This window comes from Paractinoplanes toevensis (assembly GCF_018332695.1).
GTDB lineage: Bacteria > Actinomycetota > Actinomycetes > Mycobacteriales > Micromonosporaceae > Actinoplanes > Actinoplanes toevensis.
Window position 1 is genome coordinate 111,689 of the sequence record NZ_BOQN01000038.1, and the last position, 13,333, is coordinate 125,021.

General features: G+C 73.0%; 12 protein-coding genes. 5 read left to right on the forward strand and 7 right to left on the reverse strand.

Going from position 1 to position 13,333, the window contains the following annotated elements; translation table 11 throughout:
- Positions 1-6: 6 nt before the first annotated feature.
- Positions 7-519 carry a GNAT family N-acetyltransferase gene (locus Ato02nite_RS13285; RefSeq protein WP_213006779.1) on the forward strand — a complete coding sequence of 171 codons (513 nt, stop codon included), beginning with the start codon at positions 7-9 and terminating at the stop codon, positions 517-519.
- On the opposite strand, the gene Ato02nite_RS13290 is transcribed toward Ato02nite_RS13285, so the two are convergent.
- Positions 501-1,400, reverse strand: coding sequence for an AraC family transcriptional regulator (locus Ato02nite_RS13290; protein ID WP_213006780.1), 900 nt, complete (start codon positions 1,398-1,400; stop codon positions 501-503). The genes Ato02nite_RS13285 and Ato02nite_RS13290 overlap by 19 nt on opposite strands.
- Positions 1,401-1,493: 93 nt before the next feature.
- On the opposite strand from Ato02nite_RS13290, the gene Ato02nite_RS13295 reads away from it, so the two are divergent.
- Positions 1,494-2,273 (forward strand): NADP-dependent oxidoreductase, encoded by a 780-nt coding sequence (locus tag Ato02nite_RS13295; protein ID WP_213006781.1) that lies wholly within the window; start codon positions 1,494-1,496, stop codon positions 2,271-2,273.
- Between the two features lie 36 nt (positions 2,274-2,309).
- On the forward strand, positions 2,310-3,380 hold the full coding sequence (locus Ato02nite_RS13300) for a hypothetical protein (RefSeq protein ID WP_213006782.1): 1,071 nt from the start codon (positions 2,310-2,312) through the stop codon (positions 3,378-3,380).
- Positions 3,381-4,825: 1,445 nt separating this feature from the next.
- Here Ato02nite_RS13300 and Ato02nite_RS13305 read toward each other — a convergent pair.
- Genes Ato02nite_RS13305 through Ato02nite_RS13320 form a run of 4 tightly spaced genes read right to left on the reverse strand, consistent with a single transcriptional unit; the run spans position 4,826 to position 8,889 of the window.
- A complete protein-coding gene (locus Ato02nite_RS13305; protein WP_213006783.1) occupies positions 4,826-5,470 on the reverse strand; it encodes a response regulator transcription factor in 645 nt (214 codons plus the stop codon).
- 1 nt (position 5,471) lies between these two features.
- The gene (locus Ato02nite_RS13310) at positions 5,472-6,857 is read right to left on the reverse strand and encodes a sensor histidine kinase (protein ID WP_213006784.1); all 1,386 of its coding nucleotides are present in this window, start codon (positions 6,855-6,857) and stop codon (positions 5,472-5,474) included.
- Positions 6,854-8,173 carry an FtsX-like permease family protein gene (locus tag Ato02nite_RS13315; RefSeq protein WP_213006785.1) on the reverse strand — a complete coding sequence of 440 codons (1,320 nt, stop codon included), beginning with the start codon at positions 8,171-8,173 and terminating at the stop codon, positions 6,854-6,856. Before Ato02nite_RS13315 ends, Ato02nite_RS13310 begins: the two co-directional genes overlap by 4 nt.
- A complete protein-coding gene (locus Ato02nite_RS13320; protein WP_213006786.1) occupies positions 8,170-8,889 on the reverse strand; it encodes an ABC transporter ATP-binding protein in 720 nt (239 codons plus the stop codon). The genes Ato02nite_RS13315 and Ato02nite_RS13320 overlap by 4 nt, the downstream gene beginning before the upstream one ends.
- Positions 8,890-9,001: 112 nt before the next feature.
- On the opposite strand from Ato02nite_RS13320, the gene Ato02nite_RS13325 reads away from it, so the two are divergent.
- Entirely contained in the window at positions 9,002-9,961 is a 960-nt protein-coding gene (locus Ato02nite_RS13325; protein WP_213006938.1) for a LolA family protein, read from the forward strand.
- Positions 9,962-10,054: 93 nt separating this feature from the next.
- On the forward strand, positions 10,055-10,783 hold the full coding sequence (locus Ato02nite_RS13330; RefSeq protein WP_213006787.1) for an alpha/beta fold hydrolase: 729 nt from the start codon (positions 10,055-10,057) through the stop codon (positions 10,781-10,783).
- A gap of 28 nt (positions 10,784-10,811) precedes the next feature.
- Here Ato02nite_RS13330 and Ato02nite_RS13335 read toward each other — a convergent pair whose 3' ends face one another.
- On the reverse strand, positions 10,812-12,425 hold the full coding sequence (locus Ato02nite_RS13335; RefSeq protein ID WP_246606858.1) for a HAMP domain-containing methyl-accepting chemotaxis protein: 1,614 nt from the start codon (positions 12,423-12,425) through the stop codon (positions 10,812-10,814).
- Between the two features lie 101 nt (positions 12,426-12,526).
- On the reverse strand, positions 12,527-13,306 hold the full coding sequence (locus tag Ato02nite_RS13340; protein WP_213006789.1) for a helix-turn-helix domain-containing protein: 780 nt from the start codon (positions 13,304-13,306) through the stop codon (positions 12,527-12,529).
- Positions 13,307-13,333 lie beyond the last annotated feature (27 nt).

Below are 13,333 nucleotides of genomic sequence, written 5' to 3' on the forward strand. Positions count from 1 at the left end.
CGGCGCATGCCCGAACTGATCGTGCCCACCGTCCGGTTGCGTGCCGCCTGGCTCGACGCGCATCGCGAGTGGGGGCCCGGGCAGCACGAGGACGGCTTCGGGTTGCGGCCCTCCGACGACGTCGGCTCGGCGGCCGGGTTCGCCGAGTGGGTGGCCCGGCTGGTGTTCGATGAGGACCCGGACGAGGAGCACGACATCGGGCACGTCTACCGGTGGATCGTCGAGGGGGAGCGGGTGCTCGGTGGCATCGCCCTGCGCTACGAGTTCGACGGTGCCACCCCGCCGATGGGGCACGTCGGCTTCGGCGTACGCCCCTCGGCCCGGCGCCGCGGCCTCGCCTCCTGGGCCCTTACCGGGATCCTCGACGAGGCCCGCTCGGCCGGGCTGCGCCGGGTGTCGTTGATGTGCGCCGAGGAGAACACCGCGTCGGCCCGCACCATCGAACGCGGCGGCGGTGTTCTGGAAGGCGTGCGGGACACCCCGTACGGTCCGGCCCGCCGTTATTGGATCTCGCTGTAACCGGTGCGGTACCGGCCGGGCGCGACGCCGTGCCGGCGCTTGAACGCGGTGGCGAACGCGAACTCGGAGGTGTAACCCACCCGGGCCGCGACCACGCTGAGCGGCGCGTCCGACTCGCGCAGCAGCCGGGCCGCGGTGACCATGCGCCACCAGGTCAGATAGGTCAACGGCGGCTGACCGGTGCGCTCGGCGAAGCGGCGGGCGAACGGCGCCCGGGACAGTCCGGCCCGCGCGGCGAGAGTCGCGACCGTCCACGGCCGGGCCGGCTCGCGGTGCATCGCCTCCAGCGCGGCCGCGGTGGCCGGCTCGTTGACCGCCGCCGCCCAGCCCGTCTCCGACCGGTCCAGCCAGGTGCGCAGGATGTGCAGCAGCAGGGTGTCGAGCAGCGCGGGCACGATGGCGTCGGTGCCGAGCCGGGGGCGTTCCATCTCGGCGGCCAGCAGGTCGACGGTGCCCCGCAACTCGGCCGGCCGGGGCAGGTGGATCAGGTCGGGCAGGCCGGCCAGCAGCGGATGGGCGCGGTCGGTGCCCAGTTCGTAGGCGCCGCAGAGGGTCACGGTGTCCGGTGCGGTGACCGCCACGTAGCCGTCCGAGGCCCGCGGGTCGCCGGGGTGGCAGGCGGGCGCGACCGGCCGGGTCGCCGGGTCGTCGGCGAGGATGTGCCCGGCGCCGTGCGGGCGGAACACCACGTCCCCGACCGCCAGGGGCAGCGGGTCGGCCGCCGGCCGCAGCAGCCAGCACGGTCCACGCAGGACGATCTGGAAGCCGGCCGAGCCGGGCACCGCGGCGAACTCCTGCGCCCACGGCGCCTGCCAGCCGGCCAGCGCCGAGCGGGGCCGGCCGGTGCGCATCACCGTGATCACGTCGCTGAGCACGTCCACCTCGACACCGTAGCGAGACGATCGCGTATGGACCAGCGACTGTCGCGCATTGTTCGTCTTCGCCGGCCGCCATAGGTTCGCCTGGTGAAAGCCATGCGAATTCATCGGTACGGGGACGCCGCCGAGATCCGGGCGGACGACGTGCCGCGCCCCGTGCCCGGCCCGGGCGAAGTGCTGGTCCGGGTCGAGGCCACCTCGTTCAACCCGTCCGACATCGGGCTGCGCCGCGGGCTGCTGCGCGACATCATGCCGGTCGAACTGCCGGTCACCCTCGGCGGCGAGGTCGCCGGCACGGTCGTCGGGACCGGCGAGCGGGTGGTCGGCCGGGCGTCCGGCGCCGCCGCCGAATACGTCGCGGTGCCGGCCCGCAGCCTCGTCGCGGCACCCACCACGGTGCCCCTCGCGCACGCCGCCGTGCTGCCGATCGCCGGGGTCACCGCCTGGCAGGCCGTGTTCGAACACGCGAAGATCGCGGCCGGGCAGCGCGTGCTCGTCAACGGGGCCGGCGGGGCGGTCGGCCGGATCGCGGTGCAGTTGGCCGCACACGCCGGCGCGCACGTCACCGCGACGGCCCGGCCGGGCAGCGTCGACGCCGTCCTGCATCTCGCTCCGATCGGGGTCGGCGACGCGGCGTCGCTGCTGCGGCCGGGCGGAGTGCTGGTGTCGATCACCGACCGGGTGCCGCCGCCCGGCGTGCACTTCGTGACCCGTGACGACGCCGGGGATCTGGCCGTCCTCGTCGCGCTCGTCGACGCCGGCGTCGTACACCTCGATGTCCGGACCCGGCCGCTGGCCGACCTGGCCCTCGTCCATCGGGAGGCCGAGGCCGGTCTCCTGGGCGGCAAGACCGTGCTGGTCATCCACGGCAGATGAGACCCCGCTCCGGCCGGCCGTGCAACGATCCGCGCCATGGGGATCGTCTTCCTCGTGGTGGTCGGGGCGCGGTTCGTCGTGCCGCTGTTCATTCCGCTGTTCCCGCTGCCCGCGATCGTGGCGGCGCTCGTGCTCGACGGCATCGACCAGTCGGTGTTCCAGTGGTTCGGCTACGACCCGCCCGGCTACCAGAGCTACGACAAGGCGATGGACATGTTCTACCTGTCCGTCGCCTACCTGTCGGTGCTGCGCAACTGGACCAGCCGGCCGGCCCTCCGGGTGGCCCGGTTCCTCTTCTTCTACCGGCTCGCCGGGGTCGTGCTGTTCGAGCTGGTCGCGTGGCGGCCACTGCTGCTGATCTTCCCGAACACCTTCGAATACTTCTTCATCGCGTACGAAATCGTCCGCCTCCGTTGGAACCCGGCGAGCGTGAGTGCCCGAGGGTGGGTGACCACCGCGGCCTGCATCTGGGTTTTTGTGAAGCTTCCGCAGGAGTGGTGGATCCACGTCGCCCAACTCGACGTGACCGACACCCTGCAGGCCCACCCCGGGCTGATCCCCGTCCTCGCCGCACTCGGCGTAGCCCTGGTGCTCTTCGTGCGGCTCTGGCTGTGGCCCCGCCTGCCCGGCCCGGCCTGGACCACGCGGGTGGCCGCCGAACCGCTCCCGGCCGAGATCGACACCGCGGCCGAACGGGACCACTGGGTCACCACGCACTGGCGGCTGCTGTCCGGGGCGACCGCCGAGAAGGTGATGCTCATCGGACTGCTGTGCGTCATCTATGGCGAGGTGCTGCCCGGCATCCGAGCCACGCACTTGCAGATGTTCCTGGGCATCGGCGTGTTCGTGCTGGTCAACACGGCGATCACGCTGGCCGTGGCTCGCCGCACCGGCAGCCGCGAGTCGGCAGTCGCGGCGTTCGGCCTGCGGCTGTTGACCAACGCCGGCCTGGTGCTGGCGGTGGAGCTGCTGCGCGGCGAGCTGAAGCTGGGCAACGCACTCTTCTTCACACTGCTCCTGAGCCTGCTGATCACCCTGGACGACCGCTTCCGCCCGGTAGCCCAGGTCAGACAGTCATCCCGAGAATCCCGGTCCGCGGCCACGTAGCGAGAGGCGCGGTGGGCCGTGCGTCCAGGGCGGGGGCCCCGCTGAGCTTTAGGGGTGGCAGCCGCTCGGCCACCTCGCGTCGATTAAGAATACCCACTTTCGGCATGTCGTCGCCTTCGACAATTGGGCTCCCGGCAGCAATGCTGTGCCGGAGGATGATTTCGCCCTCCGTGCCTTTTGCTGGGCGAGCTTTTCGCCCCTTTTCCCAAGATCGTTGCCGATTATTCAGCAACTGATGCCGTCGGTCTATTCTTGGCGTTCCCCCAGGCTTTAGTGACGTGTTATTGGCGCAATGTCGCGGCCCAATGCCGGCCGGAGCGAGCCTGTTGTCGCACAGCGATCGCCGCCGGGTGCACCGCGATTCCGCCGACAGCGATACGGCCGATGGACCTCCCCTCCGGGGCGGGAGTCGCGAGGGCGGGAGTCGCGAGGGCGGGAGTCGCGAGGGCGGGAGTCGCGAGGGTGGCGGTCGCGTAGTCGGGGGGCGCACGGGCGGGAGGCGCGCAGCGCGCGGACGCGGACCGTGCGACGACATCGGGCAACCGGCATCGTCCGGTCCCGCTCTGCCGAGCCGTGACGGCCGACGGCCTCGGCCGGGCGTTCCTACTCGGCTCGGCTGGGTGCACCGACGCAGCCCGGCCCGGAGTGTCGGCCCGGCCTGGAGTGTCGGCTCCGCCCGGAGTGTCAGCCCCGCCCGGAGTGTCGGTCCCGCCCGGAGTGTCGGTCCCGCGGGGAGTGTCCGCTCGGGCTGGACTGTCGGTTCGGCCTGGAGCGTCCGCCTGGATGGGACTGTCCGGCTGGCCGGGACTGTGCGGCTGGCCGGGACTGTCCGCCTGGCGCGCGGCGTCGGCCTGCGTCGCCGCTCCGGTCTGCCACGGGGACTCGCTCTGAGCAGCGGTAACTGCCATGTGCGTGGGATCGGTCCGGGCGGTCGCTTCTGTTGCGCGCGCGGATTCCGCGTGCGTTTCGGTGTCCGTCCGGCACGTGGAAGCTGCCTGGCCGGCGAGGGCGGGCCGCTGCTTCTCGCCTGCCGGCACGTCACGCCCGGCTGAGGCATCGCGGCCCGGCGCGGGCCGCTGCGCACAGGTCGCCCCCTCCGGCCAGATCAGTGGTGGGACCGGCTCGGCGTGATCATGCAGGCCCACCTCGGCGCACCTGCGGGAGCAGCCGTGCAGCTGGCACAGCTTGCGCGCGTGGCGCCGCGCGAGGCCCCAATTTCGGCGACGCGCATGGTCGCGGCGGAACTCCTCTTTCGTCGGCGAATAGTTACGTGCTCGGGTGCGGTCACGCAGGGCAGCATTGGTGGACCGGCTGAATAGCTGAAGCTGCTGGTACCGCATGGATATATTCTTTCGCGCCCCGCATTGCGTCCGCTAAGGAAGGATCATGCCAATCGCGGAAACAATTCCCGGCCCGACAGAGAGGTAACCTCGACGAGGACAAAGTCAGGCTCGCAGGTAACGCAGGACGGCCAGGACCCGCCGGTGGTCGGAGCGGTCGTGGGGCAGGTCCAGCTTCGTGAAGATGGACGTCACGTGCTTTTCCACGCTGCGCTCCACCAGGTGCAGGGACTCGGCGATGGCCACGTTGGAGCGGCCCTCCGCCAGCAGGCCGAGGATCTCGCGCTCGCGGGCGCTGAGCCGGGCGAGGCCGGCGTCCACCGCGGGCGCGGCCAGCAGGTGCCGCACGAGTTCCGGGTCCAGGGCGGTGCCGCCGGCCGCGACCCGGCGCAGCGCGTCCACGAACTCGTCGGTACTGACGATGCGGTCCTTCAGCAGGTAGCCGACCTTGCCGGCGTTCTCCGACAGCAGCCGCCGGGCATAGCTCGTCTCCACCCACTGGGAGAAGACCAAGACCCCGATCTGGGGGTACGCCGACCGGATGGTCAACGCCGCGCGCAACCCCTCGTCGGTGTGCGTGGGTGGCATCCGCACGTCCACGACGGCGGCATCCGGTTGTTCCCGGTCGACGGCGGCCAGGAGCGTGTCGCCGTCGCTGACAGCGGCGGCCACCTCGATGCCGTGCTCGCCGAGCAGCAGCACGATGCCGTCCCGCAGCAGCGGGTTGTCCTCGGCGATGACGACGCGCATGTCAGTACTCCCGGGGCAGAGTCATGGTCACGATGGTCGGGCCGCCCGCGGGGGAGTCGACCCGCAGGCCGCCGTCGAGGGCTTCGGCACGACGGGCCAGCCCGGCCAGGCCGCTGCCCGCCGGCGTTGCGCCGCCCGGCCCGCCAGCCGCGCCGCCGCCCGGCCCGCCAGCCGCGCCGCCGCCAGGCCCGCCAGCCGCGCCGCCGCCGCCCGGCCCGCCTCCCGGCACGCCGCCCCCTGGGCCGCCGCCCGGCCCGCCAGCCGCGCCGCCGCCGCCCGGCCCGCCTCCCGGCACGCCGCCCCCTGGGCCGCCGCCCGGCCCGCCGGTCGGGGCGCCGACTGCCGCGCCGCCCTGGCCGTCGTCGTGGACGGTCAGGGTGAGGCGGGTGGGGTCGTCGGTCAGGACGATCGCCACCCTCGTGGCTTTGGCGTGCCGGGCCACGTTGGTGAGCAGTTCCGCGACGGTGAAGTAGATCGCCGAGGCGGTGGCGTCGGGTGGGCGGCCGGCCAGGTCCACCCGCACCGTGGCGGGGACCGCGCTGCGGGCGGCCAGCGTGGACAGGGCGATCTCGAGACCGTCGTCGAGTGCGGGCGGGTGCATGCCCCGGACTATGTCGCGCAGCTCGGCCAGGGCCTCGGTGACGGTGTGGCGGGAGTCGGCGGCCAATGCGCGTACGTCAGGCTCGTCGGTTTTGTGCTCTATCCGCGCTAGTTGGACGCCCAGGGTGACCAGCCGCGCCTGGGTGCCGTCGTGCAGATCGCGTTCGACGCGGCGCAGCAGGGCCGCCGCGTCGGCCTGCAGGGCCGCCCGGCCCGCCTCCAGCTGGGCGATCCGCCGCGCCGCCTTGCTGGGGTGCAGCAGGCCGCGCACCAGCAGCGAATCGGCGAACACCACGAGCCGGACGAACCACGGCGCGGCCAGCAGCAACAGCAGACCCTCGCCGGCCACCAGCCAGGAGCCCGCCCAGCTGTGGTCGCCCGCCTCGGCGAACCACCAGGCCGGATAGGTGAGTGCCGCCAGTCCGCTGCCCAGCAGGAACACGGTGAAGTAGGCACCGGTGTAGATCAGGGCGAAACCCACGAAGCAGTACGCGAGGGCGCGCCACGCGGTGCTGTCGGTCAGCGGGTTGCGGCTCGCCGGTTTCGCGTCCGGCCAGTCCCAGCCGAGCAGTTTGCGGGCCGGCGCGCGGAAGTAGGCGGGGGTGCGCCGGGCCACCGCGAGCAGGCCGGCCAGCAGCGCCAGCCCGAAGATCACGACAGAGAGCCCGCAGGCCGCGATGCCCAGCAGGGCGAGTGCGGTGGTGGGCAGCCGCAGCACCGCTCCGGACAGGACGAACGCCAGCTCGCGCCACCAGCGGGCGCTCGCCCACACCCGGAGCAGGATCACCCGACGACCTCGATCGGCGGTTGCCGCAGCATCGCGGCGGCCGGCAGGGCCAGCCCGGCCAGGACCAGCGCGGCCGTCCCCAGGATGCTGCCGGCCAGGAACGGCGCCGGCACCCACGGGCGCCAGGTGCCCAGGGCGGTGTGCAGCAGGGGGAGCAGGACGGTCGCGGCCACCACGGCCCCGGCCACGAGCGCGGTGGCGGTCACCACCAGAGCCTCGCAGATCACCACCCGCAGCGTGTGCCCCCGGGTCCCGCCGACCAGTCGCATGACGGCCAGGTCGTTGCGCCGGGCCCGGATCACGGTGATCAGCGTGTTGACCGCGGCGATCGCCGCGAAGGCGGTGTACGTGCCGGTTCCGGCGTAGGTCAGCCACCGGTCGGCGGCGGCCTGGGCGACACCGGTGACGTGTTCGGTGGTGGCGGCGATGACGATGGTGAACGCGGCGAATCCGATGGCCAGGGTCAGCGGGACCAGCGCACCGGACAGCGAGCGGCGGCGGGCGACCACGTTGTCCGCGGCGACCTGGCCGGCCGCGCCGAACAGACGGGCCGCCGGCGCCGCGAGCCGCAGCAGCACCGGGCCCAGCATGCCGACGCCGAAGCACATCGCCAGCATGACGAACAGGCCGGCGTTGTCGGCGGTCTGCGCGTCCGCGTCGCTGATCAGGACCGCGAGCGCGATGCCGCCACCGACCAGGAGCAGACCCATCGGCGTACGGATGCGGCCCTTCCGCCGCCCCGGCACCGCGGCCTCGGTCATCGCCATCGCCGGGCGCAGCCGGGACGGCCGGATCGCGGCGATCAGCGCCCCGAGCAGCGAGGTGCCGATGGTGACCGCGAACGCGATCGGCACGGTGCCGCCGTGGATCCGGAAGGTCACCTCGGCCGGCACGATGCCGTGGCCGACGAGGCCGTGCACCCAGGCCCGGCCGAGCAGCAACCCGAGCGGTACGCCGGCCACCGTGGCCGGGACGGCGACGATGGCGGCCTGCGCGGCGATCGCCCGCCGCACCCGCCAGGGCGTGGCGCCGACCGTGCGGAACAGGGCGAGGTCGCGGCCCTGGTCGGCGATCGCGGTCCCGATCGTCACCCCGACCACCAGGATGGACAGATAGATCGACATCATCAGGAAGAGGATCCCGATGTCGGCCGTCCCGTCGGCGGTCATCGTGGCCCGCTGGGCCGCGGTCAGCGGCGCGCCGCCGAGCGACGCCGTCCCGCAGAGGCCGATGGTGACCAGCGCGGCCGCCAGCGACTGGGTGGTCGCCGGGCCGAGGAACGCCCACGGGTTCCGCCGGAGCGCCTGCCGGATCACGCCGCCACCGCCGACACTCCGCGCAGCCGGCCCGCGATCTCGGCCGCTTCCGGGGCCGGACCGTCGTGCGCGACCACGCCGTCCCGCAGCAGGACGAGGCGGTCGGCCCAGGCGGCGGCGGCCGGGTCGTGGGTCACCATCAGCACGGCGGCGCCGTCCCGGTCGGCCGCGGCCCGCAGCAGCGCGAGGATGCGACCGCCGGTGGCCGGGTCGAGCGCGCCGGTCGGCTCGTCGGCGAAGACCGCCGCCGGGGTGGTGATCAGCGCGCGGGCGATCGCGACGCGCTGCCGCTGGCCGCCGGACAGCTCGCCCACCGGCCGCTTGCCGTAACCGGCCAGCCCGACCTGGGCCAGCACCTCGTCGACCGTGCGGTTGCGCGGCCCGCCGAGCCGCACCGGGAGCGCGACGTTCTGCCGGACGGTCAGCTCGGAGAGCAGGTTGTAGGCCTGGAAGACGAAACCTGCGTGGTCACGCCGCAGGCGGGTGCGGCGCGACTCGTTCATCCGGGTGATGTCGTGTCCGGCCAGCCGCACCTGTCCGCCGGTGGGCCGGTCGAGGCCGGCCGCGCAGTGCAGGAGGGTGCTCTTGCCGGAGCCGGTGGCGCCCATGACGGCCACGAACTGGCCGGGCGGAACGTCGAGGGACACCTCGTGCAGCGCGACCACTCCGCGCGGATAGCGCCTCGATACCGAGGCCAGGGAGATGACGGAATCCATGTGTCCACCCTGGTTTCCGGCGGGCCGGGAAACAGCCGGGCAGACCGGCCGATGCGGGTGCGGTTAACCGCACCCCGCTCTCAGCACGGTCACAGCGGCGGCGGGCGAGGATCTGCCCGTGTTCGGATCCCGGCGGGCGTTGCACTGGCTGGTGCCGGCGGTCGCGGCGGCCGTTGTCATCGGCGGCGGGGCGACCGCCGGCACGATCGTGGCGAGGGCGGACTCGGCGCTGCCGCCGCGCAGCGCGGCGCAGCTGCTAGCGGACCTGCGCGATGCCGAGGTGGACGGGGTGTCCGGAACCATCGTGCAAAGCGCCGACCTGGGGTTGCCCGGCGTCGCGAGCCTCGCCCGGGGCGTCGGCAAGCGGGGGACCGGTGGTGCCGCCGACCTGGCCGGTCTGCTGACCGGCACGAGCACCATCCGGGTCTGGTTCGCGGGGCCGGACCGGCAGCGGCTGGCGCTGCTGAACGCCCACGGCGAGACCGACCTGATCCGCAACGGGGCGGAGGCCTGGCTGTGGAACAGCACCGACCGGATGGCCAGTCACCTCACCCTGCCGGACACGCCGCTGGGGACCGGTGCCGCACTGGCCTCGATCGACCCGGCCACCGCGGTCAGCACGGGCGGCGTCACCGAGGTCGCCGGCCGGGACGCCTACGAGCTGGTGCTGCGCCCCCGGGACCCGGCGTCGCTGATCGGCCGGGTGAACCTGGCGGTCGACGCCGAGCACCACATCCCGCTGCGCGTCGACGTGTACCCGAAGAACGCGGCCAGGCCGGCCATGCGGGTCGCGTTCCAGCAGATCAGCTTTGCGGTGCCGGACCGCGAGCAGTTCGTGTTCAAGCCGCCGCCCGGCACCACGATCACCGAGGGCAACGACCACACCGCGCTGCCCGTGGCCTCGGTGCTCGGGGCGGGCTGGACGTCGGTGCTCACCGCGCGGCTGCCCGATCCCGACGGCCGCCGCCGCGTGTTCGCCGGCACCCTGGTCAGCGTCCTGGTCACCGCGGACGGCCGGTTCTACGCGGGCGCAGTGACCCCGGCCCGGCTCGAGGAGTCCGCAAAACTCTGATGTTTACCTTCGCGCCCGTCGCATTCCCTCCGGAAGGGCGAGGATGGGACGGCGAGCCCCGTTTGGGCCCGCAGATGACGCAAGGAGACAGACATGGCAAAACCCACCATCGTTCTCGTGCACGGCGCGTGGGCCGACGCGTCCAGCTGGAACGCTGTCGCGTCCGAACTGCGGAACCAGGGATTCACCGTTCTCGCCCCGCCCAACCTGCTGCGCGGGGTGGCCGCCGACGCCGCGTACATCTCGTCCTTCCTCGCTCAGCGGACGACCGGGCCGGTGGTGCTGGCCGGGCACTCGTACGGCGGTTTCGTCATCACCAACGCCGCCACCGGTGGCGGTGACGTGCGCGCCCTGGTCTATGTCGATGCCTTCGTCCCGGAGGAGGGCGAGAACGTCTTCCAGATCCTCGGCGGTTCCGGGTCGGCGCTCGATGTTCCCGACCCGACCACCGTTCTCGACATCGCGGGTTACCCGGGCGGCCCGGAGGGCGACGCGGAGGCGTTCCTCAAGCCGGACACGGTGCACAACTTCTTCGCCCAGGACCTGCCCGAGGCGGACCGGTGGCTGATCGTGGCGGGCCAGCGGCCGATCACGCTGAGCGCCAACACCACTCCGTCGGTCAGCGCGGCCTGGAAGACCCTGCCGAGCTGGGCCGTCGTCGGCACCGAGGACCTGGTCATCCCGGCCGCCACCCAGCGGTCGATGGCCGAGCGGGCCGGCGCCAAGATCACCGAGGTGGCCGGGTCACACGTCTCGATGGTGTCGCACCCGCAGGTCACGCTGGACACCATCCTGGCCGCCGCGGCCCACGTCGGCGAGTGACGAGTCGGCCGCTTCCGCCGCGAGAGCTTCAGAGGCGGAAGCGGCCGATCACCTGCTGCAGCTCGCCGCTGATGCCGGCCAGCTCGTGCACCGCGCTGGTGGTCTCGGCGAGCGCCGTGGTGGTGGCCTGGGTGGCGTTCGCGACGCCGCTGATGGTGCCGGCGATGTCGGTGCTGCCCTGGGCCGCGTCGGCGACGCTGCGGCTCATCTCGCCGGTGGTCGCGGTCTGCTCCTCGACCGCGGAGGCGATGGTCAGCTGGTAGTCGTTGATCCGGGCGATGATCGTGGAGATCTCGCCGATCGCCACGACCGCGCTCTCGGTGTCGGCCTGGATCGCCTCGACCCGCTTGGAGATGTCCTCGGTCGCCCGCGCGGTCTCCTGGGCCAGGTCCTTGACCTCGCTGGCCACCACGGCGAAGCCCTTGCCGGACTCGCCGGCCCGGGCCGCCTCGATCGTCGCGTTCAGGGCGAGCAGGTTGGTCTGCTCGGCGATCGACGTGATGGCCTTGACCACGTTGCCGATCTCGACGCTGGAGACACCGAGCTTCGACACCGTGGCGTTGGTGTTCTCGGCCACCCCGACCGCCTCGGACGCCACCCGGGCCGCCTCGTTGGCGCTCTCCGCGATCTCCCGGATCGACGCGCCCATCTCGTGGCTGCCGGCGGACACGGTGTGCACGTTCGCCGAGACCGCACCGGCGGCGGCCGCGACCGCGTCGGCCTGGGTGGCCGCCTCGCGGGCCGACAGACCGATGCGTTCGGTGCTGCCGGTCAGCTGGGCGGTGCTCTCGCCGAGGGCCCGGGAGCTGGAGGAGAGGTGGCCGACGACGTCGCGCAGGCCGTCCCGGGCGGTGTTGACGGCCATCGCCATCGCGCCGAGCTCGTCGCGGGACTGCACCTGCGCGGCCACCGCCAGGTCGCCCTGGGCGACGGCGCCGAGCGAGTCGGCGACGCTGGCCAGCTGGCGCAGGATCAGCCGGCAGACGAATACGGCCAGGCCGAGCGCGACCAGCAGGGCCACCACCATGATGATGATCAGCTGGTTGCGGGCGTTCCGGTAGGCCTCCTCGGCGTCGGCGGTCATCGCGGCCGCCTCGGCCTCCTCGGTCTCCTGCAGCGTGACGATCGCGTCCTTCAGGTCGGTCTGCGTCTGGCCCCAGACCTTGCCGATCTGGTCGCCGGTCGGGGTCTCGAATCCGGCCGGGGCGGACTCGTGGAACACCAGCACGTCGCGCAGCGTCTGGTAGTAGTCGAAGGTCCCGGCGAGGCTCGTCGCGGCCGCGGTGCTCTCCGGCGAACCGGCGGCAAGCTGACGGTACGCGGTCAGAGCGGTCACGAACCCCGCGTCGGCGGTCTTGGTCCGGGTGACGTAGGTGTCCTTGTCCGTGGGCAGCAGGGCGTAGAGCCACATGCCCTGGAAGCTGTCGGCCGAGTAGCCGCGCATCGTGCTGAGCTGCACGAGCGCGTCGACATGGCGGGTCTTCATCTCCTTGATGTCGCCGTTGAGGCTGTTCATCCGGCTGATCCCGAACACCCCGATGCCCAGCGCCGCCACCGCGACGATCAGCACCGACACGTAGATCTTCGTGCCGACGCGGAAGTCGGCGAGCCGGCCGGCCACCGCGTTCCGCCGCGTGGTCACCTGGACCGTTTTGGGATTGACCTCCACGACACCCGCCCTTTCGCCGTAACCGACCCCAAAACTCCTTTCGGTCCGGGACGTTCCCGGCTGAGCGTGAGGCGTCATTCAGCGGCGACGGTATTGGGTCGGGCAGCCAGGTCGGCCTGGTAGCGGCCCGGGGTCTGCCCGACGACCGCGGTGAACGCCTCGATGAAGCTCGACGGGTTCGACCACCCACACGCCATCGCGGTGTCGGTGACCGACCGGCCCTCGGCCAGACGGACCAGGGCGTGGTGGATGCGCAGGATGGTGCGCCACCGGTGGAAGCTCATCCCCAGCTCGGTGTGGAACAGGCGGCTGAGGGTGCGCTCGCCGGCCCCGGCGGCCCGGCCGAGCTCGGCCAGGGTCGCCGACCGGGCCGGGTCGGCGTGCAGCAGGCCGGTGACCGTCAGCAGCCGGTCGTCCCGCGGTTCGGGCAGGTGCAGGGACTGCTCGGGGGTCTCGCCGAGCTCGTCGATCACCACCGCGCGCAGTCGTTCGAAAGCGCCCGGCCGGATCTCCGGCCGGTCGGTCAGCGCCAGAAGCGCTTCCCGCAGCAGCGGGCTGACGGCGAAGACACTGGGGTACGGCACGAGCGTGTCGCACAGGCCGGCCGGGATGACGACGAGCCGTACGTCGGTCCGGCCGTAGAAGCGATGGGAGTGGTCGAACCCCGGCGGCGTCCAGGTGACCCGGTGAGCCGGCGCCACCCAGGTGCCGCGCTCGGTGCTGGTGGCCAGGGCGCCGAAGGCCGCATAGACCAGCTGGCCGTCGGTGTGCGAGTGTGGGCCGAGGTGATAGCCGTGCGGCAGCCACCCGCCGCCGGTCTCGGCCCGCGGCGGCGGCTGGCGGCTTTCCGGCATAGCGCATGAGTTTACCGGCGGCTGACC

What these genes read in the sequence shown, in the direction of transcription:
- Ato02nite_RS13285 (WP_213006779.1), top strand. Translation starts at nt 7, where the DNA reads ATGCCCGAACTGATCGTGCCCACCGTCCGGTTGCGTGCCGCCTGGCTC.
- Ato02nite_RS13295 (WP_213006781.1), top strand. Translation starts at nt 1,494, where the DNA reads ATGCGAATTCATCGGTACGGGGACGCCGCCGAGATCCGGGCGGACGAC.
- Ato02nite_RS13300 (WP_213006782.1), top strand. Translation starts at nt 2,310, where the DNA reads ATGGGGATCGTCTTCCTCGTGGTGGTCGGGGCGCGGTTCGTCGTGCCG.
- Ato02nite_RS13305 (WP_213006783.1), bottom strand. Translation starts at nt 5,470, where the DNA reads ATGCGCGTCGTCATCGCCGAGGACAACCCGCTGCTGCGGGACGGCATC.
- Ato02nite_RS13320 (WP_213006786.1), bottom strand. Translation starts at nt 8,889, where the DNA reads ATGGATTCCGTCATCTCCCTGGCCTCGGTATCGAGGCGCTATCCGCGC.
- Ato02nite_RS13330 (WP_213006787.1), top strand. Translation starts at nt 10,055, where the DNA reads ATGGCAAAACCCACCATCGTTCTCGTGCACGGCGCGTGGGCCGACGCG.
- Ato02nite_RS13340 (WP_213006789.1), bottom strand. Translation starts at nt 13,306, where the DNA reads ATGCCGGAAAGCCGCCAGCCGCCGCCGCGGGCCGAGACCGGCGGCGGG.